Origin of the sequence: Bradyrhizobium diazoefficiens, from assembly GCF_016612535.1 — a bacterium.
Classification (GTDB): Bacteria; Pseudomonadota; Alphaproteobacteria; order Rhizobiales; family Xanthobacteraceae; genus Bradyrhizobium; species Bradyrhizobium diazoefficiens_C.
Window position 1 is genome coordinate 780,739 of the sequence record NZ_JAENXS010000001.1, and the last position, 22,469, is coordinate 803,207.

The 22,469-nt window shown below is 59.7% G+C and carries 23 protein-coding genes, 1 tRNA gene and 3 pseudogenes; 8 read left to right on the plus strand and 19 right to left on the minus strand.

All coding sequences use genetic code 11. The features are described 5' to 3' along the window. Positions 1-582 precede the first annotated feature (582 nt). Together JJE66_RS37835 and JJE66_RS37840 are read left to right on the plus strand one after the other, a co-directional pair. Positions 583-914 (plus strand): annotated as a pseudogene (locus JJE66_RS37835) (AbiEi antitoxin N-terminal domain-containing protein). 136 nt (positions 915-1,050) lie between these two features. Further along, a complete protein-coding gene (locus tag JJE66_RS37840) occupies positions 1,051-1,191 on the plus strand; it encodes a type IV toxin-antitoxin system AbiEi family antitoxin domain-containing protein (RefSeq protein WP_246756051.1) in 141 nt (46 codons plus the stop codon). Between the two features lie 78 nt (positions 1,192-1,269). Here JJE66_RS37840 and JJE66_RS03680 read toward each other — a convergent pair whose 3' ends face one another. From JJE66_RS03680 to JJE66_RS03695, 4 genes are all read right to left on the minus strand, one after another. Beyond that, positions 1,270-1,710 carry a YbgC/FadM family acyl-CoA thioesterase gene (locus JJE66_RS03680; RefSeq protein ID WP_200512751.1) on the minus strand — a complete coding sequence of 147 codons (441 nt, stop codon included), beginning with the start codon at positions 1,708-1,710 and terminating at the stop codon, positions 1,270-1,272. A gap of 939 nt (positions 1,711-2,649) precedes the next feature. Beyond that, positions 2,650-2,886 carry a glycosyl hydrolase 108 family protein gene (locus JJE66_RS03685; protein WP_200512752.1) on the minus strand — a complete coding sequence of 79 codons (237 nt, stop codon included), beginning with the start codon at positions 2,884-2,886 and terminating at the stop codon, positions 2,650-2,652. 55 nt (positions 2,887-2,941) lie between these two features. Further along, complete coding sequence (locus tag JJE66_RS03690) at positions 2,942-4,513, minus strand: S10 family peptidase (protein ID WP_200512753.1); 1,572 nt, start codon at positions 4,511-4,513, stop codon at positions 2,942-2,944. Between the two features lie 218 nt (positions 4,514-4,731). After that, positions 4,732-4,968, minus strand: coding sequence for a DUF2235 domain-containing protein (locus tag JJE66_RS03695; protein ID WP_200512754.1), 237 nt, complete (start codon positions 4,966-4,968; stop codon positions 4,732-4,734). Positions 4,969-5,084: 116 nt separating this feature from the next. On the opposite strand from JJE66_RS03695, the gene JJE66_RS03700 reads away from it, so the two are divergent. Then, positions 5,085-5,160 (plus strand) — tRNA-Ile (locus JJE66_RS03700). A 194-nt stretch (positions 5,161-5,354) separates the two neighbouring features. On the opposite strand, the gene JJE66_RS03705 is transcribed toward JJE66_RS03700, so the two are convergent. From JJE66_RS03705 to JJE66_RS03715, 3 genes are all read right to left on the minus strand, one after another. Next, positions 5,355-5,537 (minus strand): hypothetical protein, encoded by a 183-nt coding sequence (locus JJE66_RS03705; protein WP_200512755.1) that lies wholly within the window; start codon positions 5,535-5,537, stop codon positions 5,355-5,357. A 55-nt stretch (positions 5,538-5,592) separates the two neighbouring features. Then, positions 5,593-6,636 carry a nucleotidyltransferase domain-containing protein gene (locus JJE66_RS03710; RefSeq protein WP_200512756.1) on the minus strand — a complete coding sequence of 348 codons (1,044 nt, stop codon included), beginning with the start codon at positions 6,634-6,636 and terminating at the stop codon, positions 5,593-5,595. A 589-nt stretch (positions 6,637-7,225) separates the two neighbouring features. Beyond that, positions 7,226-7,531 (minus strand): hypothetical protein, encoded by a 306-nt coding sequence (locus tag JJE66_RS03715; RefSeq protein ID WP_200512757.1) that lies wholly within the window; start codon positions 7,529-7,531, stop codon positions 7,226-7,228. A 434-nt stretch (positions 7,532-7,965) separates the two neighbouring features. On the opposite strand from JJE66_RS03715, the gene JJE66_RS03720 reads away from it, so the two are divergent. Continuing rightward, the gene (locus tag JJE66_RS03720) at positions 7,966-8,184 is read left to right on the plus strand and encodes a hypothetical protein (RefSeq protein WP_200512758.1); all 219 of its coding nucleotides are present in this window, start codon (positions 7,966-7,968) and stop codon (positions 8,182-8,184) included. A 105-nt stretch (positions 8,185-8,289) separates the two neighbouring features. Here JJE66_RS03720 and JJE66_RS03725 read toward each other — a convergent pair whose 3' ends face one another. The 5 genes from JJE66_RS03725 to JJE66_RS03745 all read right to left on the minus strand — a co-directional run bounded on the left by JJE66_RS03725 (position 8,290) and on the right by JJE66_RS03745 (position 11,597). Then, positions 8,290-9,051: a hypothetical protein gene (locus tag JJE66_RS03725; RefSeq protein ID WP_200512759.1), complete on the minus strand. Its 762-nt coding sequence runs from the start codon at positions 9,049-9,051 to the stop codon at positions 8,290-8,292. 3 nt (positions 9,052-9,054) lie between these two features. Then, a complete protein-coding gene (locus tag JJE66_RS03730) occupies positions 9,055-9,276 on the minus strand; it encodes a hypothetical protein (RefSeq protein ID WP_200512760.1) in 222 nt (73 codons plus the stop codon). A 70-nt stretch (positions 9,277-9,346) separates the two neighbouring features. Beyond that, positions 9,347-9,538, minus strand: a complete 192-nt coding sequence (locus JJE66_RS03735) for a hypothetical protein (protein ID WP_197967215.1) — start codon at positions 9,536-9,538, stop codon at positions 9,347-9,349. A 384-nt stretch (positions 9,539-9,922) separates the two neighbouring features. Next, positions 9,923-11,266: a type II toxin-antitoxin system HipA family toxin gene (locus JJE66_RS03740; RefSeq protein ID WP_200515262.1), complete on the minus strand. Its 1,344-nt coding sequence runs from the start codon at positions 11,264-11,266 to the stop codon at positions 9,923-9,925. After that, complete coding sequence (locus tag JJE66_RS03745; protein WP_200512761.1) at positions 11,256-11,597, minus strand: helix-turn-helix transcriptional regulator; 342 nt, start codon at positions 11,595-11,597, stop codon at positions 11,256-11,258. Before JJE66_RS03745 ends, JJE66_RS03740 begins: the two co-directional genes overlap by 11 nt. An 853-nt stretch (positions 11,598-12,450) precedes the next feature. Between JJE66_RS03745 and JJE66_RS03750 the strand changes: the two genes are divergently transcribed. Further along, positions 12,451-12,756 (plus strand): hypothetical protein, encoded by a 306-nt coding sequence (locus JJE66_RS03750; RefSeq protein ID WP_200512762.1) that lies wholly within the window; start codon positions 12,451-12,453, stop codon positions 12,754-12,756. 33 nt (positions 12,757-12,789) lie between these two features. Here the strand turns inward: JJE66_RS03750 and JJE66_RS37845 are convergent, their stop codons facing one another. From JJE66_RS37845 to JJE66_RS03765, 4 genes and pseudogenes are all read right to left on the minus strand, one after another. Beyond that, positions 12,790-13,092 (minus strand): hypothetical protein, encoded by a 303-nt coding sequence (locus JJE66_RS37845; protein ID WP_246756054.1) that lies wholly within the window; start codon positions 13,090-13,092, stop codon positions 12,790-12,792. A 66-nt stretch (positions 13,093-13,158) separates the two neighbouring features. Further along, positions 13,159-13,530: pseudogene (locus JJE66_RS38810) on the minus strand (ImmA/IrrE family metallo-endopeptidase); the annotation flags it as partial. Between the two features lie 28 nt (positions 13,531-13,558). Continuing rightward, positions 13,559-13,987 carry a hypothetical protein gene (locus tag JJE66_RS03760; protein ID WP_197967210.1) on the minus strand — a complete coding sequence of 143 codons (429 nt, stop codon included), beginning with the start codon at positions 13,985-13,987 and terminating at the stop codon, positions 13,559-13,561. Further along, positions 13,987-14,514 carry a hypothetical protein gene (locus JJE66_RS03765; RefSeq protein WP_200512764.1) on the minus strand — a complete coding sequence of 176 codons (528 nt, stop codon included), beginning with the start codon at positions 14,512-14,514 and terminating at the stop codon, positions 13,987-13,989. Before JJE66_RS03765 ends, JJE66_RS03760 begins: the two co-directional genes overlap by 1 nt. A gap of 202 nt (positions 14,515-14,716) precedes the next feature. Between JJE66_RS03765 and JJE66_RS03770 the strand changes: the two genes are divergently transcribed. Genes JJE66_RS03770 through JJE66_RS03780 form a run of 3 tightly spaced genes read left to right on the plus strand, consistent with a single transcriptional unit; the run spans position 14,717 to position 19,276 of the window. Further along, complete coding sequence (locus JJE66_RS03770; RefSeq protein ID WP_246756055.1) at positions 14,717-15,796, plus strand: hypothetical protein; 1,080 nt, start codon at positions 14,717-14,719, stop codon at positions 15,794-15,796. Between the two features lie 2 nt (positions 15,797-15,798). Further along, entirely contained in the window at positions 15,799-18,078 is a 2,280-nt protein-coding gene (locus JJE66_RS03775) for a Mov34/MPN/PAD-1 family protein (RefSeq protein ID WP_200512766.1), read from the plus strand. 7 nt (positions 18,079-18,085) lie between these two features. Continuing rightward, positions 18,086-19,276, plus strand: coding sequence for a patatin-like phospholipase family protein (locus JJE66_RS03780; RefSeq protein WP_200512767.1), 1,191 nt, complete (start codon positions 18,086-18,088; stop codon positions 19,274-19,276). Positions 19,277-19,622: 346 nt separating this feature from the next. Here the strand turns inward: JJE66_RS03780 and JJE66_RS03785 are convergent, their stop codons facing one another. From JJE66_RS03785 to JJE66_RS03795, 3 genes and pseudogenes are all read right to left on the minus strand, one after another. Further along, positions 19,623-20,402, minus strand: coding sequence for a Shedu anti-phage system protein SduA domain-containing protein (locus JJE66_RS03785; RefSeq protein WP_200512768.1), 780 nt, complete (start codon positions 20,400-20,402; stop codon positions 19,623-19,625). A 536-nt stretch (positions 20,403-20,938) separates the two neighbouring features. Next, positions 20,939-21,799 (minus strand): annotated as a pseudogene (locus JJE66_RS03790) (tyrosine-type recombinase/integrase); the annotation flags it as partial. Then, on the minus strand, positions 21,796-22,458 hold the full coding sequence (locus JJE66_RS03795) for a zinc ribbon domain-containing protein (protein WP_200512769.1): 663 nt from the start codon (positions 22,456-22,458) through the stop codon (positions 21,796-21,798). The pseudogene JJE66_RS03790 and the gene JJE66_RS03795, both read right to left, overlap by 4 nt. Positions 22,459-22,469: the final 11 nt, after the last annotated feature.

Sequence of the window (22,469 nt, forward strand, 5' to 3'; positions counted from 1 at the left end):
GATGATCCGTTCCGGGTAGATGCGGTGCCCGAGACGCGCAAAGTTGGCGTCGTACAAGTTGAAGCGGCCATCGAAGTTGATGTGAAGTCGCAGCCCCTGAGATCGAAAACTCACCGTCGCCCCTCAAGACGCGGCAGACGGAATCCGAAATGATGTGTTCGGCGGAGATGGGTGCAACGCTGGATCCAGCTCCTGGATGTAGCATTTTTCGACACGTCCCGTGGCAGGCAGCGCTTTAAGTCCAAGGACAGCGTGCGGCTTGTGCCAGCCCTGGCCGGTGAAGCAACAGAGACGCGCGGTCTTCTGCGAGCCGCATGGACACGGGCCGTTTAAGACGGCTTCCCTTCTCCGCTTCGCTTCACCCATGGCTGCGCATTGGAGATCGAAGTGTGATTGGCGTGGTCGACGAGCCAGGTTTGATTATGAGTTTTCTGCTAGTCAGACTTACCGAATTTGCAAATCTATGAACTTTCCAGTGTTTAAAGTTCTGCTGTATCGCTAAGCATGACTAAGTCTTCTGGCGGAAAGCTAAACTTTCTTGAACATACCCTCCCGGAAGGTCTCTTGGTCGATGCCGAGTGGATGACGAAGCATGGCTATTCGACAGGTCTGCGCAGCCAATATGTCTCGGCTGGCTGGTTCAGCTGTCGCGTGGGACTTTCAACCGTCCGCTTGGCACCCTGACATGGCAGAAGGCCGTCATATCGCTTCAGACCCCGCTTGCGCGCCCCCTGATCGTCAGAGGGCGAACCGCGCTCGAACTGCAAGGTTTTTCGCACTACTTCCGGGCTGAAGGGCCGACAGTCGTTTATCTGTACGGTCCCGATGCTCCGCCTGGATGGCTCTTCAAGCTTCCGCTCAATGAGCGCTTCACATTCCGCGAGAGCACAACGCCTTCCAAGCCGATCCGGTGACGAAGGGGCTCAAGAACTGCACCTGGAATGTCCAGAGCAATACGGGCACCGCCGCCGATGAATTCCAGGCGGCCCATTCAAGCAGATATGGGGCGAGAGCGAATGGCCGCTGACCGTGTCATCGCCCGAGCATGCGTTGCTTGAACTGCTCAAAGAGTTGCCGAATAGCGAGAGCTTCCACCAGGCCGACATGCGCAACCTCAGTCCCCGCAAGCTGCAAAAGCTACTGGACGATTGCAGAAGCGTGAAAGTCAAAAAGGCTGTTCTTTTGGTTTGACGATATCACAACAGGATACTAGCTGCTTGATTCCGCTGGGACGCTGGAGGGCGGCAGCGTGAACAAGCGTAGATTTTTCTACGCCCCTTCCATGGCGAGCCGCAGCGCCTTCGGGATGCGTTGCGCCTTTCCGCCTGAGATAAAGGCAACGCGCACGCGGGCTGTGACTAAGAGATCGTCTGCACGCCTGCATTCTTGCAGCAGGGTAATCGACGCGCCCCTCACGTCTTCTGGAACCGTGACAACCTCAAGCAGGTCATCCAAGATTGCCGGCTTTAGAAAGTCGATACTCATTGAACGGACAACGAAGGCAAAGCCCGGCGCATCTCTCCGCGCTTCTTTCAGGAGCTCCTGCTGATTCATTCCGAGCAAACGCAAGTAATTTGTTCTGCCGCGTTCCATGAAGCGCAAAAAATTGGCGTGATAAACAATCTGGCCGGAGTCAGTGTCTTCGAAAAAAACGCGGACGCGCATTTGATGCCGACCGTCGCGAATTTCGCCATCAAGAGAGCCTGTCACAGGAAGATTCCTCCTATCGCACTTCGGGAACTCCTCGACTCGCACAGAGGCAGTTGCTGAGCAAGCGCCAATCGCTTCAGCTTGAACCTTGCCTGGGATGCACATGGAATTTTGGTGAGGGGCTCCCAACGCCAAAGTTTCCGCTGCCGCTCGGCACGCGTCGAAGCCCTCGCAGACGTTCGTTCCATGGCGCAGAGGGACGCTGACGTGTGTGGCTGATGATCGTGAAAGCACAGAGCAGAACGAAAAACGTGGCTGGGATACAATAGGTCGGCCGGCTCCCAGATAGAGAGAGTCAGGGGCGGGAACGGGCCGTGTTGTCGGCGAACAAGGCGATGACGGAGCATCTTGCAATGACCGGCAACCCAGGTTCAATGATCGGCCCATCCGTACGAGTTTGCCTGCCAGGGCTTCAGACCGCCGAGCTTTGGCCACGAGAAGCGCGCCAATCGCGCACAGACCCCACCTCGAACGTCCAGTCGGCAAATCACACCTCACATCGTCTCGGCCGTCAGCTTGAGGGGATGTCCGCGCTCGGATACGAGCTCTTCCGAAAGCATGAGCGATCAAATGCGCGCGCATCTACCGCGTGCAGCGATACCATGCTGCCTTATCTCCGCCTGGTCCTCCTGCGCTAGCTACCCTGTTCCGCGCGTCAGGCACATGGCGACGGCCTTCGCCTCAACCTCAGCGATGCGCCGTGACCAGCCCCGACCGAAATGTGCTCGCGATAAAAGGAATTGCACAAAGCCTCGATGTTTCGCGCAAAATGCTTTGGATCGTCGCTTTGCTGTTGGCGGCAAGCGCCTTCGCAATCGTCTCATTCCGACGATTCCATCCTGTTAGCCTCGACCGCCCCTTGCAACCACCGAACGCCTCGCCGAGGTCCGGACATCACGCTAGCGTCAAATCGCAAGATCGACGCCGTAAGGCAGACTATCACCGCGCACTTTCTCCAATGTCTCTTTCATAAGTCGACTTTGCGTCTTCAAGCGTCAGGTTCTTGATTTTGAGAGCCGGATACACATGAGCTGCGATCCCGTATTTGGTTCCTTTGAGAGCTCCGATGCCGAGTTGGCCGCCGGTCCAATTGCCCGGATCATTTCGAGTGTTCGAGTATCCACCTTCGTATTTGAGTGCCACAGCCAGGCACGCTGAAAGATTTTCGACTTCCATGGTAGTTCCGCGAACTGAGAGCTTACCTTGGAGACTCTCGCCGCGCATACACGCCCTACTTCATCATCGATTCGACCTCGGCACGAAAGGCCTGGCGCGAGGCGTCGCGTGAATAGAACATGTGGCCGCCCGGATAAACCGCGAGTTTGACCCGCGGCGCCGACGCAAAGGGCGGCAACTGATCGAGCGCCAGCTTCGAGCCGAAATAGGGCGTAACAATATCGAACAGGCCGTGCCCGACCATGACGTTCATCTTCGCGTCCGTGGCAAGGATCTCGCGCAGCTCTGAAAGCGACTCCGGTAGGCTCTGGTGTCCGAAATTCCAGGCCCGTGTGACCGCGCGGTTGAGCAGTTTATACGAGCCGTCCGGCCGCCAGTTGAGCTTGCGCGTCAGGACATCGACGGCGGCACTGCTCAACGGCGCCGCTAGCGCATCGCCCGAGGGATCGCCGAAGCGGTAGCTATCCGAGTCCGGATAGGGATCGAGGCCGCGCACCGAGGCGTCGTAACCGCCGGTCACCTTGCCGCTCTTGCGGTCGAACTCGCGGCGGAATTCGCCGCGGTCAAAGCGCCCGGCGAGCCGTCGGCTTACGGCCTTGTCAATGCCGGTCAAAGCGGCGACCTTGTCGGCGAGACGGTTGGTGGCCTCCTCGTCTGCTTCGCCCTTGATGAGGTCGGCCAAAAATTCGCCACGCGCGTAAGCTTCGACATCGGCGAGATCGGCGCGTTTGACCGTCCCCCTGTCCTCGCCCTTGGCTTCGCGGGCCACCGCGACATAGCTTGGCAGCGTTGCGACAAATCCCAGAAGGCTCGTGCTTGTGAACTCTCGGTAGTTGAACAACGGCGACAGCAGGATCAGGCCCTTCACGCCGACGCCCTGCTCCATCTGCAGATTGCGCACAACCTTCGGTCCGCGAATGCCGCCATAGCTTTCGCCCGCGACATATTTCGGCGAGGAGAGCCGCTCGTGCTTCTCGAGCCAGCGGCGGATCACAAGCGCGATTGAACTGGCGTCACCATCGACCGAATAGAATTGCCCGGGCACATTTTCGCCCGTCGCCACGAACCGGCTATAGCCAGTACCGACGGGATCGATGAACACGAGGTCAGTGAAATCGAGCCACGTCTCGGCGTTGGGCCTGACCTCGGGCGAGGCCGACGCGGTGACAGTTTCCGCATCGATCGGCAGCCGCCATGGCCCGGCACTGCCGAACTGCAGCCAAGCAGAGGATGATCCCGGGCCGCCGTTGAAGAGGAACGTCACCGGACGCGTGAGGCGATCTGTGCCGTCGAGCTGATAGGAGGTGTAGGCGATGTCGGCCTGCGGCTCGCCCTTGTGGTCGAACACGGGAATCGAGCCCGCAGTCGCGATGAAACGAAGCGTCCGCCCGGGCAGCTCCAGCGTCTGTTTGATGGTGGAATCCGGCGGCAGACGATGCTGCTCGGCCCCCGACGGGGAAGTCGGCGCGCTGGCGTTGCGCGCGCCGGGCCCTCCCTTCTGGCCGACCGGCGTCTGGGCGTCGGGACGCGGCGGCGGATCGTCGGCGCCGGCGCTCCCCGTTACGCTGCACGCAAGTAGGGCCAGCGCGAGAGGGATTTGGCGTAGCGCGGTTAAATCGAACAGCATAGAGTTTTCTCCTCGGTCCGGCCGCACCTTTCTGTCAGCGGCCGATTGCGACAGTTTAAGGTTGCGGGACAGCCTGGCTGTTCTGCCTTATGTTGCACTAGGCGTATCTGCCAAACGGCTCTCTTCAGTTAGCTAAGACTCGGGAACAACAAACCTACTAAGTCTAGTAGTTGCCTCTATTCCTGAGGGCACGGGCCGCCTGCGCGATGGCACAAAGCCTAGCCGCCCCCAACATTTGCGTGGGCACCTACAAACCAGCGCTGCTCAACGCCGGAGAGCGGGCGCGGTTGGGCGATGCTGTTCGGATGTTTCGGGTGACGAACGTCCCACAGCGTCGGAGCGAAGTCGTTGCGGTGCTCATCGATGGCAAGCGCCTGATACTTGATTTCGTCGGCAATACACAACGCGAGATCATGATCCCGACCGGCAGAGGCTCGCGAGGTTTGACCCTGCAAAGCTAAGCGCGGACTGCGTGCAAATTCCTAGTTTGCTTGAAACTTTAGAGGATTGCCGGAATGCCGGCCAACCTGTAAACGATCATGGCGCACAACGCGGCCGCGTTTCAGCGTCGGGGCCTGTAGCTCAATGGTTAGAGCCGGCCGCTCATAACGGTCTGGTTCCTGGTTCGAATCCAGGCGGGCCCACCAGCTTCTGTTATGCATGCAGCAGCCTCCTGACGTCCACTTAAGAACGACTCGCTTGAGCTATAAGAGCGACTCTATTCCGGGGTTTTAGAACGACTCGATTTTGTAAGTCGATGCCCAGTCATCGGAAATCAGCGGCCAGCTCGGAAGCCAAACATTAACGCCGCGAAGATTTCGCCTGCGGTGATCGCAATCGATTATTGATCGTTCTCTGGCGCCAGCAGCCGCTGGACTGCCAGCAATGCCGGTGGTCCATCGCGATGCTGGTGCTGGGTGCTGGTGCTGGGTGCTGGTGCTGAGGATGATGATGACGGTGATGATGCCGCCATGATGATGGTCGGCACGCCGATGAGCAGCAGCATCATGCCGATCATCGGCATGGTGCCGCAATGGTCGGCACCGGATATGCCGGCCTTGGTCGTTCGAGACCTACTGTTAGGCTCGGGCCGCGGTGTCTTTCTTAACGAAAAGCGGCTCCGCGCTGTCTACCACTTCTTTCGGAAGCATCCTCAGCTGTTCTGCGTCGAATGGCAGATGAGTGAGATAGTTCGCGACCAGAGCCCCGACAGCTTCCGCCTGCGCTGCGTCTCGTTGTCGCTTAAGCGGCTCCCTGTCCGCACGCCGGGACAGCCAAAGCTTATGCGCAGCCCAAACCCGCGGGTCTGGAGCGACGATGCGCACAGGTTCGCCCTTTTCGTCGATCGCGACCGCCTCGAAGGCGGGAGCATTCTGCAGCCAATCGAGTCCTTCGATTTGCACGGCGGTCAAATCTTCCGGGTCAGAGCCGATCTTGTCGGGACCTTTCTTCCAAGGTGGGCTCTGCATTGGCTTAATCAAATCGACGAGATAGCCGTCCCTGTTTACAGCACGGAACGTCTGCTTGGCGCGTTCGAAGCTGGTGTCCACTCGCTTGAGTATCTTCAGGAGCGATGACTCGGAGACGTCGTCGTCCGCGAAAAACATAAGCCCGCCGCGCGCGTCGAACAGCAGATCGATGTCTTCAGTCGTGGCCAAGCCCGGATCGAGTCTGACACCGGAAGAGGCTTCATATCCGTAGATCGCGTTCGTCCCGAGAATCCGAATGCCAGAACCTAACATTCCGAAGCTGTCGAGAGCGCGCATGATCCGGGCTCCGATCAACGGTACACGACCCAAGCCGAGCGCACGATTGACTGCGGCCTGCCGCTCCATGGTGTCGCGCAAGTTCTTTACGCGGTCGTCTGCCGCAGCGCGTTTAGCTTCGAAGTCGGCCTTCATCTTTTCAGTTTCGGGGGAACGCGGGCCCAGCGAGGCTTGCTTCCGGAGCCCGGCTTTGTCGTAGTAGCTCCGGACGAGGTATTCGCGGCCCTTGGACTCCACCCAGGTCAGGGAACCGCGATGAGTATCGTACGCCTCCTTGGCATCTCGCAGGGCCTGAAAGCGCTGCTGGCTATTGACCACCTCGCGGCGCTGATCATTGTTAAGCTCTTGAAAATCCATGGTTTCAACACTTCGATCAGTTTTAGTTGCCCTACTGTTGAAACCCTATTTATCATTGAAAACCAAAGGTTTCAACAGCTCCATCGCGCATGACGCCAAACTGTTGAAACCGGGAACTTCGTCTCCCTTCATCGCGCTTTGCTACCCCCCTCCACCAAACCGGCGGTCCAGCGCCTGTCTATCGGTTTCCTCTTCCGCGCGCGCAACATCGCGGTCTAATTGATAGATCAGATCTGCCAAGTGCGATCGTCCAACGAAGGCACTAGGTCGACCGCTTCGTTTTCGATCACCCGCAGGGAGAGGCCTTTTTCGTAGTGCCTGAAAGCTTCTCTCAGATGTTTCGGCAGCCATCGTTCTTAGCTGGCAAGGTCGACCCGGTGAGCGCTGTCGTACCGGCCCCGGGCACAACGGCTACGGAGGAGTGCCTAATAGTCCTCGGCCCGCTTAGCTCGGGCTCTGGCCAGACGCGCTTGTTTGGAGATGGCGCTCCTCAGTTCGCGGAGTGCGTGTAGCTCGGCCGTTGCCGCGCATTCCCCAAACGCGACGTATTCTCGATCAAGGGTACGCGCCAGGTAGACGTGTTTCTCGGTCAAGCGCCCTTGTGGCTCTTGACGAAGCGAGCTTCCCACATGTCGACGGCGATGCGCGATGCCACGCCCGGCAATATCTCGGAGTTGACCCGCCTCAGTCTGAGCGGGTGGTGCTTCGGCACCAAGTGCAGCCCTGCATCGAAGACGTGGTTCGCCGAAAGCGGGTGTACGCGAAGAACGTTGCGATTGAACAATGCGCAATCATCGTCGTGATTGTCCGTCACCTGCACGATCCAATCGATTGGCCTCGACGGCATCATCCGCCTGACCAAAGTTGCAAGATTCTCGTCCGCGAATTCCGGCATCGGCACTCCCTCGCTTCCGCGTTTCTGCTCTTCGTAAGACTTCCAGAGATTTAACGGAGGGCGCCGACGGCCTTCCCGTCGGGCTGGCCGTCGGTTCGTCCTGAGCGAACAGTATGAAAGGCGACGCACGACCTCGTCGCTGCATCAACGAATTGTTTTCGATGAAAGGCTTTGTCATGGCCGCTGTCTTCTGATGGCTTAAATTGTAGCCATCCCGCCAAGCGGCCGTTCAAAGATTCGACCTCATCGTCGCCGGGAGCAACACGACTCCGATCGCCTGACGGGCCGCCGCGCCGCGGAAGCAATCCGAAAAGTCGCCTCCCCTTTCACCTTAGCCCGGAGATTACCGATCCGGCAAACGGCCGCAAGAAATTCACCATCGAGTTTCGTCGACAGCTTCTCGCCGAACTCCGCACGGTTCCAGCAGGCAAACCATGTACAAGCTGCGCGACAAGACAAGGGCCGCCCGCAACAAGCTGATCGCCCGTGCCGATCACAATGCGATCCGGAAGGGCGTGCCGCTTGGCTATGCCACTTGGCCGGAGTGGGACGAGTTCTGGTCTGCCCTGACGACATTCGTCCGTGTGCTGAACGAAACGGTGCTTGAGACGCCGTTCGAAATCGACATCACCGGGGTTTCCGGGCGACACTGAAATGCTTTTGAAGGCGCTTCGGCAAAGCGGCAATTCGAGACGCTGCTTGCGAGCAGAGTCAAAGCCGTTCAGCAGGCTCGCTGGCACTGGCGATGCCCCCAGCTTCTATTGAGCGAGGGATTTGAAGCAGGCTTGCATGTCGTCCTCCGCCTTGCGGATCTGATTGGCTATTGCCTTGGCGCGAACTCCGACCGGATGCCTGTCGATATTGTAATCATAGGCAGATAAGCTCTCGCTTGAGGCGACCCGCATGGCCGGCACTTGGATCACGACTGAGCTTAAGCTGTTACACTGCTGAATGAACTTATCCAGGACCGCTTTGCCCATTGTTCTATCCGCTTCAGGAAGCTCCGACATCTTGTTCTGGAGCGTCTTGAGGTAGGATTGCCAGGGCCTGACCGTCTGTACCGGTACGCCCTTGTCGTACCAGTCTGTCTGTATTTTCAATTCCACAACGTCCAGCTCCGATAGAAGGGTCGCCTTGCTGACCAGTATCTTTTCCCGAACGAGCGAGAACGTCGTGCCGACGAGCTGGGCACCGAGTTCCTGCACTTGCTTGGCGTAAGCTTGTTGCGCGATCTGGAGCTCGGCAATCTGCCGTTCCAGCGTGGCTTTCTGTTCGGTCAAGCTGCTCAAGCTCACCTGGCTTTCCGCAATGGAGCGCTGCAGGTCCTTTTCGGTCTGCTCCAGGCTCACAATACGTATATTGCGCAATGCCAACTCCGATTGGAGGTAGCTCACGAACGCCTGCGAGGTCTTCGAAAAGAAGAACCCGTAAATGGCCAAGATGGCCAGCGCCACGGCGCAGAGCGCAGATATGATCTGCGAAATGTTTCCCCATTCCGGGCGCCGTGTCTCTTGGCCCAAGCCTCACCTCCGCCACGTCTGCTCGAGTTCGTCGTCGAACCACATCTCAGCGTCGTAGTCCGCTCCCATGCGGGAGCGGAAATTCAGGAAGTGCGAATAGTGGTTGCTGGAGAGCCACGTTTTGAACGCAGAGAAGCTCGGATGCTTACGGTCCTCTTCGGCAAGCGTGTCATACCACGTCGTTGCCAAAGCTCGAACTGCGCGCTCTGATTCGGCCTTTGCCATGACCTGACTTAGCAAAAAAAATTGGATGCCGGTTGATCGAACCTAAATGCCGGGTTGTCACACCGGCAATTTACGGTGCACTCACATGCCGCGCGGCTTGCGCGGCTGCATCGTAGATCTCGACTTGCAGCATGGGAAATCGGCGCTTCAAATCCTGCGCCCCACCTTCTACGCCGTCTCTGGTCGCGAACTCGGCTTTCACGTGACCATCGACGATGATTGCATACCCGCTCGCAGGTAAATTAAGGCCAGGTTTCGACATTCTTCAGATCGCCAGGAAGTTATACCGTGTTTTGTGCTTAGAGTGAGTCTCCCAGCTGGGGCAAGTCGCTCTCCGCCTGCACCGTAGATTTTTCGCGATCGTGCGATCTGCAGAAGGCCCGAGCGTCCAAAGAGAGCCCCCGCTTTTGTCCACCGCGGAGCGGCTCGGCGTTACACTTACCGGACCGCCCCGGCGTTTGCCAATCTTCGTGACGACGGCAGCATCCGTCGAGCGCCGCGCAAACGCTGGCGGCAAGCTGCCGACCGCAGACTACTGCCCACCTCCAAGGATTCCGGGAACGGCCGTTGACGATATCTGAATCATTCGAAAAATACCAGTTGCAGGTTCGCAGGTGCCTCGTTCGCAGCATCAAGCAGCTGCGGCTTAGCGCGGGCGGGTTGTCGGCAGTTCTTCGGCGTCGTCGGTTGCGATCGTCGGATCCGCCAGATCGTAACCGAAGCCTTCGTAAACGAACGCGCTGCGGATCAATTCGCAGTCCCGCTCGCTGACGCCCACCTGTCGGCAGACCCGATACCAGGACTCCCCAATGGTCGCTTTCATGCAGTCGACGACTGCGGTTGCCTCTTCTTTGGACAGGAGAAAACGTTCACACTGCGACAGCAAATTGAGCCGGTTGGCGTATCGTCCCCAGTTGCCAAAGGCCATCGCCAGGTCCCGGCGCTCCAAGGCAATCATCGGGTTCGGTGTGAGGTCGTATGCCGGCGAGAGCGACCAGGCCTGATCCTTTGCCAAAATGGCATGGTTGCGTGGATGATCGTCGGTGTTGGAGATGAGAGCATTGAAGCACACCCGCCGAAACAGCTCTGGCAGATCCTTCGACTGACTTCCGGATGCGGCTCGTCGGATTTCGTCGGCCAGCAGAAGATACGACCATTTTTGACGCTTATCGACAGTGTCGGGCATGTCATCGGCATCGAGCAGCGTCAAGGCGCTCACCATCCTACTGCGAAGGTACCCCTTCCCGGCCTTGTTGCGATCGAACCGCTTGATCAAGACGACGTCCTTGTCGCCGATCGTGGTCATCTGGCTCTCCGCGCACGAGATCCCGCACTCGCGAGCAAGGGTCAGCATGGCATGTTCGACCCGCGGGTTATTCCATCGATCGTCGCGATGCGGGAATTTCGCGAGCCAAAGCGCATCCTCGTCTTCGACGGTAGCCTTCGGCCGCGCGCCTCCCATCGAGGTGCCCGCGCGCATCAAGGCCTCGGCCTGTTCGGCGTCAGCACCAGCTGGTGCGGGTGCTGCCGGATCCTTTTCTGCGGCGACGATCTGGTCGGCCACTTCGATCAACCGCGCCAAGTCCAGCCTTTTGTTGAACGCACGAGCAGGTGCCGGCGGTTGCACGTTGAGACCGAAGCCTAAAGCGCCGGCGCGATCATCGGGTGAATTGAGCAGATATTGAATCTCGCTCGGCGATGGATTACCCAAACGAGTTTCGATGAGCTTGCGGCCCCATGCGTCCGGAGAGCTGTCCCGCAACGCCCCAAAATTGCCGCGCAGCTTCGTTGTCAGGAACGGAGGGACTTGAATCTTGAGCTCGACCGGGTCGAACTCGACGCGATCCTTTCGCTCAAGGTAGCTGCGGCCGTAGACGAATTGTCCGACAGCAGCACCTTGGCGTGTCGTGTCGAGCTGGTACCGCCCCGCCGTAACCGGTTCTGTCTGGCTTGGCAGCGTGATGTAGACGAAACACTCCTCAGAAGGCATTGCTTGGCCCTCCCCCTTGTCGCGCACGTTCACGCTCATCGAGGCCGCTTAGAGCAAGCCCCTCCTCATCGTTCTTCGGATTGGCAACGTCGGCAAGCGACGCGAGCAGGTTCATTGCCCACAGCATGCCAACATACACGCCGGCACTCGTGCTCAATTTGCCGTTCTCCGCGTCAGCGATGACGTGACGGTCTACCCCCAACTTGGCTGCCAGCTCCGCGTGGCTGAGGTTGCGGCGGAGGCGTGCGGTCCGAAGGTTGTTTCCTAGGCGCTTGATCGCCTCCTGGACGGCCGAGGGAGGCGCACTTATCAGTTGGCTGCGAGGAGGCATGGCGTCTTAAGGCTCCTTAAATGCCTTTTTGGCGTCTTATGGTCCCAGTATTGTAATCGCTTTTTCGCTGTGTGTCAATTTTTTGGCGCCTTAAGCTTCCGCAAACGGCGATATCGGCGCCTAAAGGCGCCATATCTCCGATGTACTAGGGAATACAATGACTTGATTATCGGCGTGATGATCGCGTCCACTTAGCGCGGTCGGCCGGCAATCCAGAATCCACACCCAATTTGATCATCGCCGTCGGCGCGGCAATCGACGCATATACTTGCTTGCACCAAGGCCGCCGTTCGCGTGGATGCCAATTCCAGCTGCACCTGGAACGATGGTCGCCGACAATGCGGATGAGCGAATCCTGTCAGTCGCCCTGGCAGGCATCGAGATTGCACAATCCGCAGCCTATCCCGCACCGATCAAGAGCAGACAATTGACTGATGCGCCCTTCAGCCAGCTCGCACCCGCACAGCAACGCTGCTTCCTGGCGAGGCAGGTAGCATGGGGATCGGCAGCTGGCTCAAGGGGCATGTCGTCGCCGGCTCGTCGGCCGACACAGTCTCCAGCCGATGACGCCGGACCGATCGCAAACGTCATTCAGCTCCATTCGCCGGACTTCTTCGGAATGAGCGTTCGCTGGCGCAACAGGTGCTTCACCTTGAAGTGGGCCGACGGCGGCCCCGACCAAGCAAGAACGTTCTGCTGGAATCCGAGCGTGTCTTACAGATCAGACAATAACCCATCTCTCACCCACACATTCCCGCTCTTCCGACCTCGGCAATCCCCAATATTCACAAGATCGCGCTTCGCCGAATCGGCTACATTGTAGCGGTTCGCTGGGGCCTGACGGAGGATCGCGATGAATCTCCTTTTCCGTCTTCTCGACCCGAAAGTGGCGCGTGCATTCTATGACTGGATGATGGGTTTGTGGGTGGCCGCCACGATCTTCGTGGGCGACGCGAACCTCGACCGTTTCCAAAGATGGCTCTGGGGCACGGCTCAGGAGCACCAGGCAACTCTATCGCCGATCGACGACCCTGCTTTGACCGAAAACGTCCAGGCCCTGTTCGATCTATTTCAACGGCATATGGATGCTCAATACGGCGTGACCGTTCTTCGACGCCAGATGCTGACCTTACCGGCGGCTCCCGATCAGGGTTATTAAAGAGAGAGCTGCGCAACTCGCGAAATCGTCGCATCACCCGTAGATTTCGATCATCTTGAGATCCGGGATCCGCAGAAGCGTGAGCGCTTCGCCTTCTATTGTCCGGACGCTTTGAACCTTGACGTCGAATTGCTCGATGTGTCGGCGATCGAACCAATAGCTCGCCGACTCCTTCTTGACGGGTCCGACCCGGTTGACGCCTGCGAGCGACACGCTCACGCTAGATCTCAGATCGATATCGTCCCGAACCCTGAGACCTCCGACCGTGATTCCCGGCCATTGCCATTTCGTGCCTGCCAGATCCTTTGCGATCAGGATCAAAGGCTCGCGCGTCATCCGCATGATCCGGATGCCGGTCGCGGCCAGGCTGGCCGAGAACTCGTGCGCAAGTCCGACTATCGCGTCGAGCGAAACCTCTCCGATCGCATGAAGCTTCGGCTTAATGAGGTATGGAGGAAGGATGAGGTCGGCGGAATAGACGTCGGCCATTCGCTCGGCATTTCGCGAGCGCTCGTCCAAGGGACGACCGATGTCATCGGAACGGCAGACGAACGACTGGCCTCGGTGGTGATGCCAATGCCCGAGCTCATGACCGGTGCTGAACCTTTTCCTGTTCGGTCTCGCCCCATCGCTCACATGAATGATCGCGCGATCCTTGAAGCCGATGATCTGAGCCTCGCAGCCGACGAGCCGCCTGTAGAGAACTTGCGCGCCGACGCAATCGGCGATGGCGAGAAGGTCGATTTCCTTGGCCTCGGAAACGCCGAGTTCCACGAGGAGTTGTTCGGCTGGCCGCAAGAGGTCATTCCTTCAGCTTGCCGGACTCGTCAATAAGGCCTAGCCGCAGACAAGCTTCGAGGAAGCTGTCGAGATCGTCATCGGATTCGATGCGTCGGTTTCGCGCCGCGATGGTCATGTCGCCGGTGAGGTCAACTCTTTTCGTAAGGGCAGCGAGTATCTCGCGCTTTTTCGATGGCTCGAACGACAAGACCGAGGCGCTGAGGGGGGCTTGGGATTCACGCGAACGCTGCCGGGCAGCTGCGAATTTCCGGCGCTTCGCGGCGATTTCCGGATCCTGAAAAACCGCGTCAAAGCTTTCCAGAAGATGGTTCGGATCCATACCCAAGGCGAGCAGGTACTCGTCCAACGCGGGTCCTTCGAGCGAAAGAATCTCCTGCTGTATCTCTTCCAGGAGCTCTTCGCGAAACGAAAGTTCACGATCGGTCTCCATCACAATTTCCCTTCCTTGTATAGGGAAGCACCCCACTTCTTCATTCTCTTCCTGACGGTTTCATAGTTCGTCACGTCCCAGCCAGTTTCGGCAAGGATTTCCGCCCGCGTCGCATTGTCATCCAGGAGGAGCAGCAGAGTTTTTATCTCCTCGTCGTCGCACATCCGGTAGATCTGCTCGCGGAGGTACGCGTCATCCTGGGAGGGGCCCAGGTCCTGTGCGAGTTCGATCGGATCTGGCGCATCGATGGACGCGGCGACGAGCCGTTTCCCTTCACCACGACGGACCGTGGCGCTTCGGCGCCGATCATTGGACGCGATGCTGTTCACCGCGCCCGACAGAACTTCGAACGCATCGTTTCCGGCCGTCGAATCCGGATTCAGCCATCGCGCCTTGGCGCCCTGCAGGAGGTCGTCCGCCTCCAAGGTGGTGCCGCGGGCCTTCACCCGCGCCAAGGCAGCCAGCTTCTTCCGCTGGTCCGCGGAGAGCGTCAGCAATGCCGCCGCTTTGGGAAATTGATCGGTCAATCGGCTTCCTCCGAAAGCCATAGCTCGCGAATCGAGCGAAGTCGGAAATAAGATTTAGCGAATTTCGCGTCCGACTTCGCGCCGGTCGCGAGCTTTGGAAGGTAGGGGCTCACTTCGAGCCGGAACACCATCCAGAAAGAACGATATGACAGCCAAGCTGACCTTTCATCCTCTCGGAAATGCCGATTGCACCCGCATTGACATGGCCAACGGCCGCAAGATGCTGGTCGATTACGCAGACATGCGCAATCCCGCCGACATGTGGGACGCCCGCATCGACCTGCCCGAGGTGCTCAAGGCCGACCTGCGCGCCGCCAAGCGCGATTATTATGATGTGGTCTGCTTCACCCACCTCGACGACGACCACTGTTGCGGTTCGGGCGACTTCTTCTGGCTGGAGCATGCCGCGAAGTATCAAGGTGAAGGCCGGATCAAGATCGACGAGTTGTGGGTGCCGGCCGCGGCGATCCTGGAGGACGGCTGTGAGGATAGCGCCCGCATCCTCCGTCAGGAGGCGCGGCACCGGTTGCGCATCGGCAAGGGTATCCGCGTCTTTTCGCGCCCGACCAAGCTCAAGGAATGGCTGGAAAAGCAGGGTCTGACGCTGGAATCGCGCGCGCACCTCATCACCGACGCGGGCCAGTACGTGCCCGGCTTTTCGATGTTCGGTCCCGAGCGCGTCCAGTTCTTCGTCCATAGCCCCTTCGGCTGGCATCAGAACGAGAGCGAGATCATCGACCGCAACCAGCACAGCGTGGTTTTTCAGGCGACCTTCCTGGAGGGACGCCGCGAAACCTGCGCGCTGTTCATGTCGGACATCAACTACGACTCGATCAACCAGATCGTGATCACGTCCAAGCGCCACGGTAACCAGGATCGGCTGCTGTGGGATATCTTCAAGATCCCACACCACTGCTCCTACCTCTCGATTGGGCCGGAAAAGGGCATCGACGTCACCAAGCCGACCGACGAGGTCAAGTGGCTGTGCGAGACTCGGGGGCGCGAGCGGTCCATTATGATATCCACCAGCTGGTCGATCCCGTCCAAGGGCAGCGACGAGGACCTCGATCCGCAGCCGCCGCACCGCCAGGCCGCGGGCTACTATCGGTCGGTCGCCGATCTCAAGGACGGCCAGTTCAAGGTCACCATGGATCTGCCTTCGAAGAGCAAGCCCAAACCGAGCACCATCGAGATCACCGATCGGGGAGCCCAGTTGTTGCTCGTTTCGGCCACGGGGGCCGGCGCAGTGAGCGTCGCGGCGACCCCGGTGCGGGCGGGCTAGCCATGGCGATCCACACCTGGTGGACGGCCTTCGGCGCGGCGGTGACGATCGACGGCATCGCCTCTGGGCCGGCGCGTTCGTTCATGGAAGCCGCGCTCGCCGGGCTCCCGGCGACCACGCTCGTCGAGATCAAGGAGGACAGGACGACCGGGTATGTCGGCGTCCATGTCGAGATCGACGTGGAACGCCCCCAGGACCTCGCCTACCCTATCCGCGCCAGAGAGCCGATCGGCGTTCTCTTCTCGTCGCCGCACGTCCGTCCCGCGGTGCTGGCGCTGCGGGACGACTTCCCGCACACCATGCATCAGAACGGCGTGCCCGAAGAGATGCCGTTCTCGCTGTGCGTGGACGATCGGCCTTGGTCCGAAGCCCGCCTCACCCACACGCCGACGGAATTCTCGCGGCTCATCCAGCTTTGGCTCGCCAAGGCTGCGCGCGGCGAGCTCCACGATCCGGCGCAACCGCCGGATCCGCTTTTTTACGGCGCGGACATGGCTGTGGTCTTGCCGCGCAGCGTCTTCGAGGCCGGCTGCACGACCTCTGAGTTCGCTGGCTTCGTGCGTGCCGACAACCAGGGCCTGGTGTTCGCCATTCCATCCAAGCAGGCCGCGCCGGGCGGTATCACGCTGACGGTGATGGCTTTCGCGCTCCCGCCGCAGATCATGACCTCGATCCGGCGCCTGCCTCGGACCCTGGAAAGTCTGGCAGCGGAACTCGCGCCGACCGGCCTCAAGCTGCTCGACGAGATCAAGGAGAGATTGAAGGCCTGGACCAGTATCGCCGCCGACGGCGCCAGGCGGATGGCCGGCCGGCTCGCCATCGTCGTCGGTCTCCCCATGACCACCGAAGGAGGTCGCGGGGCAGACGACTTCCGGGCCTTCATCACCGCCCACACCGCGGGCGAGATCGGGGTCCTGCTGGGCGTATTGCACGCCAACAACAGCAACATCGGCAAGGGTTACGTCCGGGCGTTCCCTGAAGCGCCGATCGGTAGAGCTTCGTTACCTGTCGCGCCGGCGCAGGTTCATTTCGCTTTCGATCGAGACCTCGCGGCTTCGATCGCCGGCAACGCGGTCGCGGACCGAAGGAAGGCCGTCATGATCGGCGCCGGTTCGCTCGGCTCCCAACTCGGCATGGATCTCGCCCGCGAGGGCGCGTTCGAGTGGACCATCGTGGACGGTGACGCGCTGTTGCCGCACAACATGGCTCGGCATGCGCTGTTGGCTGACGAGATCGGCGCGCCAAAGGCCAACGCGTTGGCCAGGCAGATTTCGGTACTGCTGAACGAGGCCCAATCCGCGATCGTCGCCGGCGTGCTCGCGCCGAACGCGGATCAGCAGAAGGCGCTGGATGCCGCCTACGCAGCCGCCTCCGTCATCATCGACGCATCGGCGTCGGTCGGCGTCGCCCGCCATTTGAGCGATCTGCCCTTTGCGGCACGGCGCGTCTGTGCCTTCTTCAATCCTTCCGGCACCGCCGTCGTCCTCCTAACGGAAGATGCAGGGCGCAACATCACGTTGCGCGATCTCGAGGCGCAATACCATCGTCTGATCCTAAGCGAGCCTTCTCTGGCCGAGCATCTCGACGTCTCGCAGTGTGGCGTGCGCTACAGCGGCTCGTGCCGCTCACTGACCAACAGGATCCCTGCGACCCGAGCCGCGCTCCTGAGCGCACTGGCCGCAAGGGGCATCGCCGACTCGCTTCTGCGCGATGATGCTAAGGTGACGGTCTGGACGCTTGGCGCGGATGGTTCGGTCTCCGTCGTGCAGCAGAACGGCGAACCCGTCACGCGCGCCGAGATTGGCGCTTGGCATGTGAGCTACGATCGCGGGTTCTTGGATCAGCTATCCGCGCTACGCGACGTGCGTCTGCCCAACGAGACCGGCGGAGCCATCGTCGGCCTCGCCGACTTCAGCCGCAAATCTCTTCATCTCGCTCATGCGTTCCCCCAGCCGGAAGATAGTCTCGGCAGCCCGACGTGTTTCGAGCGCGGCGTGGTCGGCTTGGTCCAATCCATCGACGACGTCACCCGCCGGTCGATGCACCAAGTGCGGTATCTCGGCGAATGGCATTCCCACCCGCGTTATGCGAACGCGCGACCGAGCGATACCGACATCGCCCAACTCGCTTATCTGGGCGGCGAGCTCGCGGCGGACGGACTGCCCGGCCTGATGGCCATCGCAGCCCATCATGGGGACTTCTCGCTTCTCAGCTTCGACCCGTCGCTCTGCCGGGGGGAAGGACGCATCCTCAGGGTCGCCATTCACCGTGGGCACGATTGAGTTTAGGATGGAAGAAGCGATCTCGCCCAAAATCGGATTGGCTCTATCGGGGGGCGGCTCCCGGGCAATGGCATTCCATCTCGGTTGTCTAAGAGCGCTCGACCGGCTCGGGCTGTTGCATCGGATCGATGTTCTCTCGACCGTATCCGGCGGCAGCGTCATCGGTGTATACTTCCACGCATACGACGGCGACTTCGCTTCGTTCGAAGCGAAAATGCGCGAGATTCTGTCTCGAGGCCTCGCCAAGCGCATGTGCCGGAAACTGTTCGGCCCGCTCGGCCTCAAGGTGGCTGCGGCCTTCGCGCTGATTGGCATCGTCGCCGTCATCGTGGCACTGATCAGGACGATGGTAGGTCTGCTCAAGCTGGTGATGCCTGAGTCACTCGCACGGCATTTCGAATCCTTCGACGTCAGATCACCTCTTCATCGCTTCGCGAGCCGAACCAGCCTGCTCGAAGCGGTGCTGGACGAGCTTCTTTTCGGCGGCGCTTCGATGAGCGACCTGCGGCCGAAGCCTCGTCTTGTCATCAATGCCACCGAGCTTAGAACCGGTTCGGCCTTCCGGTTCGGGACCAAGGAATCGGGCTCGTGGCGTTGGGGGAAGTTGCATCGAAACGACGTGTCGGTCGCGCACGCCGTCGCCGCGTCGGCCGCCTACCCGCTGTTTCTTCCGGCCTTCGACGAAACATTCACGTTCGACCACAAGGGCACACGAGCCGAGCGCGTGGTCCTGACGGACGGCGGGATCTACGATAATCTCGGTCTCGGCTGCCTTTGGCCAGACCGCTCGCCGGACGTCAGCCTGAACGTGACGCCAGTCGATACGATCATCTGCTGCTCGGCGGGATACGGCCTACGGCAGGAGCCTCCGAGCCAGTTCATGCTCGCGCGGATGTCGAGTGTCTTCGGCGCGCTGTTCGATCGCGCGCAGAATGCCTCGATCCACCGACTGCATGAGGCGCAACGCTCGGGGCAGATCAAGCACTTCATCTTTCCCTATCTCGGCCAACTCGACAAAACCCTCCCGGACCCACCTTCGGACCTGGTACGCCGGGAGGAGGCTCATTTGTATCCGACCGATTTCAACGCGATGCCGACGGAATGGATCGACCGGCTCAGTATTCGCGGAGAACAACTGACGTTATGTTTGGCTCGCGCTTATATTCCGCATCTGATCGAAAAACCCGCAATCCGCTGAAATGAGGCCACGTAGGTCAGTGTGGCTTGCGCCGATTTCTTCTTTGTGCGTCATGCCAGCCGTGGCTTTTTGGGCGCTTCAGCCGGAGGACGCGATCGCCTCTCGTCCATCAAGCGCGATGCATTTGCGAGGCACGCATTGATCGTGGCTTCCACGTCCGACTTGCGAGGAGGTTTCAAGAGTTTTGCCTTCCGCATTCGTCACACCTCCGACCCATAAGCCGGGCCAGCTATTGCTTCTCACGATACGTTGGGATTCCAGCATCGTCGCACAGAACCTAAGCAGATCAACTTGCAGCGCGGCGTTTCAGAATGCAAGGCACCCCGGCAAGCGGGCATCGCCTCCATCACGCAGCTCGCACCCTGACCAGCGGAGCGACGTAGCTCAGGACCTCATGGCGCTGCCCATCTTGGAAGAGAAAGTGATTGGAGCCTCCCTGGCTGAGCTTCTCGCGGAGCGCCTTGCTTACCCGAAGCTGTGTCGGCTCCATCCACGTGTACATCCCAGCATCAATGACCTCGTCTGAGAGGATATCGATGAACTGATTATGCCGACTGCCGACCGCGAGCTCTCCTTTTTGGCTAAGGCCCTCGGCAAGGCTGTCGAACGTCATGATCTTGAAATCATCCGTTTCAGCGGCTCTCACGAGCCGCCGGCGATCCGCGTTGCCTTCGTATTCCGCGCGTCGCCCGAAGACGAGCACGTACTTGTTATAAGTAGGATTGCTGGCCATATGCCGCGGCACCTGGACGGCGCTGACGGACGCCAAAAAGCCCGCCTCGTTCTGGTCCGAGAGAAACCACGCCTTCCACTGATTAATCTGCTGCAACGCGCGCGAAAAATCGCCGTGATACTCGTTCGTGAAAAAGCGCGACCACGGCTTTTCCAGCTCGATAAAGACGGCGTTCCAGTCATCCGTGCTCTTCGAGAAGTAGAAGAAATCGGTTTTGTAGTCGGCGCCGAAAGAGAGCTTGCGAAGAACAATGCTAAGTCCGATACCGTGGTTCTCTACGAACTCCCGCGGGATGAAACGTGTGTTCTGCTCAAGGTAAGCTTGGTACGCTTGCTCCTCGCGTTCTTCGTCGAGCAACCGCGCGAATCGCGCTGCTTCTTCATCTAAATTCATCTTGGCTCCAAAGGCTGGGCGCTAGTTTTAACCTACTATTCCGGCGCCCCCCCAGCTTGGGCAAGGATTTTGATTAACCGGGAAGCCCTGCGAAAACAGGAACGGTTCGTCCTATTTGTACGCCACAGCTACCCAGCAGCCATACCTGCTCGTTCGATTCCTGTATTGCTGCCGACGCCTGCGATCTTAATGCCTCAAACCGATCAGGATTTGGGGCGGAGGCATGAACGGCGAAGACAAGAAGCCTCCGACCGAGGCAATAGGGTCGCCAAGGAGTGGTGAAATGCAGCCTGCCACGAAGCGGCGCCGCAAGAACCGTGGCTTGCCGCCACCGGCGACGTTCGATATCGATACACTGCCGAGCAGCTCTAATTTGACGGCATTAGAGGCGGCCGCGGTTATCCGGCGCACGCCCGGAGCGCTGGAGCAGTGGCGGCGCGATCCGAACCACCCGCTGAAATGGCGCTACGTCGATGGCCGGCCACTCTATCGTGTCGATGCGGTGCGCGACTATCTGGCCAAGTGCGATAGGACCACTAAGGCGCCTCAGCCGCATAATGCTCACGGAGACGGCCGAGGAGCTCGGCCTTGATCGAGTCAAGCGGATTCGTCCGCTGCAGGCGCACGATTTTGCCGACCCTTTTCGCGCCAACCAACTCCGCAATGTAGTCGTGGGCCGCTTCGAACGCCATCTTGCGGATGATCCACTGTTCGTCGTGATTGTAGACCTGATCAATTCCGCTTGGCTTTTGCCCAACACACAGCCGCTGGATTTCGTTGTCGTAGCCACAACGCGACATGATGGTGCGCAAGCTGCGCCTTAAGTCGTGCATGGTGAACTTGGCGACGCTCGCTTCCTTGACCAGGCGATTGACCATCTTGGTGAAGCCGGACATCTGGCCACCGGTCTTTGGTGATGGGAAGACATAGTCGGAGGTTGCCCGCTGGAAATGTTTCGCGGCCGTGAGCACCTCGTCAACCAGGTGAGTGCGCGGCACATCGTGGTGAAGCCCCATCTTGGTCCACGCCGCATCGAAGGTGATCCGGTCGTCCATGATGTGCTTGCGCCACTCGATCATGGTAGGCTCGCTGCGGCGGGGACCGCCGAGCAGGCACATGCGTGCCAGGAGACCGAAAGCGCCGAGCTTGCCGGATGCATCCCAGACCTTGATGATTTCCTCATCGGTCAGCGCGCGGCCCTTCGTTCGGCGTCCGACCCTTTGCGCGCGGGTTTCCTTGGGCGCGCGATAGCCGGCGAGCACGTTGTGCTCGACATAGCCCTCGCCGACGCACCATTCGAGCAAGGTATGCACGTGCTTGCGCAGGTCCTTGGCTGCACCGCGCTTGCCGGTCTTGGCAATCTTGTCGACCGCAGCCATGATCTGTCGTCGCGTCACACGTTCGAATCGTGTCGGGTGCGCCATTCTCGGGCAAAAGTGGGCACCATGGCAGCAACGCTAGCCTCAGGCTCGCTGAGCATGGAGACAAGGGGTTCCTTGGGCCCGCTAATGCGGATTTCGTCCGGGCTGATAGCTACTTTATCGACAAATCGATGGAGCCACGCCCGCCGGAAGGCGGGATCGCCGTTCCGAAGTCGTTCGCGAACGGCAATTGAGAAAGCTCTAACCTTATTTGGGTCAAGCTTGCCGGCGCTCATATTCCGTCGCTTCGCGAGTTCATCGACCGAACGGCTGACCTCACTGCGCTGAAGTTTTAGCCCATCGACCCGCTCTTTGATCAGGGGGTCATGGATATCTGTTAGCCCCGACTCGATCGCGTCATAGATGCGGCGCAGACGTGACGTGGCGTCGGTAATCGCGGCGCGCTGGCGCAGAATTTCAGCATCAATCTTCTCTCGACCGGCTTCGGAACGATCAAACATGCTGCCAAGCAGGATTGCCAGACGGGATGGCTCGAAGACCTTTTCCTCAACGGCTTTGAGAACGATCTCGTCGATTTTGTCCATGCGAATCGATTGACCGGGGCATGCTTGTTTGCCCTTAAGTGCAGCGTTTGCACAGGTCAGGTATTTAAAACTCGTCGGCGCATTCGGCAACGTTCACTCTT

Bases quoted from the DNA above. Each gene is read 5' to 3' on its own strand.
- JJE66_RS03760 (WP_197967210.1), bottom strand. From the start codon at position 13,987: ATGGAGACCGATCGTGAACTTTCGTTTCGCGAAGAGCTCCTGGAAGAG.
- JJE66_RS03745 (WP_200512761.1), bottom strand. From the start codon at position 11,597: ATGCCTCCTCGCAGCCAACTGATAAGTGCGCCTCCCTCGGCCGTCCAG.
- JJE66_RS03710 (WP_200512756.1), bottom strand. From the start codon at position 6,636: ATGGATTTTCAAGAGCTTAACAATGATCAGCGCCGCGAGGTGGTCAAT.
- JJE66_RS03690 (WP_200512753.1), bottom strand. From the start codon at position 4,513: ATGCTGTTCGATTTAACCGCGCTACGCCAAATCCCTCTCGCGCTGGCC.
- JJE66_RS03685 (WP_200512752.1), bottom strand. From the start codon at position 2,886: ATGGAAGTCGAAAATCTTTCAGCGTGCCTGGCTGTGGCACTCAAATAC.
- JJE66_RS03785 (WP_200512768.1), bottom strand. From the start codon at position 20,402: ATGAATTTAGATGAAGAAGCAGCGCGATTCGCGCGGTTGCTCGACGAA.
- JJE66_RS03730 (WP_200512760.1), bottom strand. From the start codon at position 9,276: ATGGCAAAGGCCGAATCAGAGCGCGCAGTTCGAGCTTTGGCAACGACG.
- JJE66_RS03705 (WP_200512755.1), bottom strand. From the start codon at position 5,537: ATGCCGATGATCGGCATGATGCTGCTGCTCATCGGCGTGCCGACCATC.
- JJE66_RS03770 (WP_246756055.1), top strand. From the start codon at position 14,717: ATGGCCAACGGCCGCAAGATGCTGGTCGATTACGCAGACATGCGCAAT.
- JJE66_RS03780 (WP_200512767.1), top strand. From the start codon at position 18,086: ATGGAAGAAGCGATCTCGCCCAAAATCGGATTGGCTCTATCGGGGGGC.
- JJE66_RS03735 (WP_197967215.1), bottom strand. From the start codon at position 9,538: ATGTCGAAACCTGGCCTTAATTTACCTGCGAGCGGGTATGCAATCATC.
- JJE66_RS03775 (WP_200512766.1), top strand. From the start codon at position 15,799: ATGGCGATCCACACCTGGTGGACGGCCTTCGGCGCGGCGGTGACGATC.
- JJE66_RS37845 (WP_246756054.1), bottom strand. From the start codon at position 13,092: ATGACGCGCGAGCCTTTGATCCTGATCGCAAAGGATCTGGCAGGCACG.
- JJE66_RS03750 (WP_200512762.1), top strand. From the start codon at position 12,451: ATGAATCTCCTTTTCCGTCTTCTCGACCCGAAAGTGGCGCGTGCATTC.
- JJE66_RS03715 (WP_200512757.1), bottom strand. From the start codon at position 7,531: ATGCCGGAATTCGCGGACGAGAATCTTGCAACTTTGGTCAGGCGGATG.
- JJE66_RS03720 (WP_200512758.1), top strand. From the start codon at position 7,966: ATGTACAAGCTGCGCGACAAGACAAGGGCCGCCCGCAACAAGCTGATC.
- JJE66_RS03740 (WP_200515262.1), bottom strand. From the start codon at position 11,266: ATGCCTTCTGAGGAGTGTTTCGTCTACATCACGCTGCCAAGCCAGACA.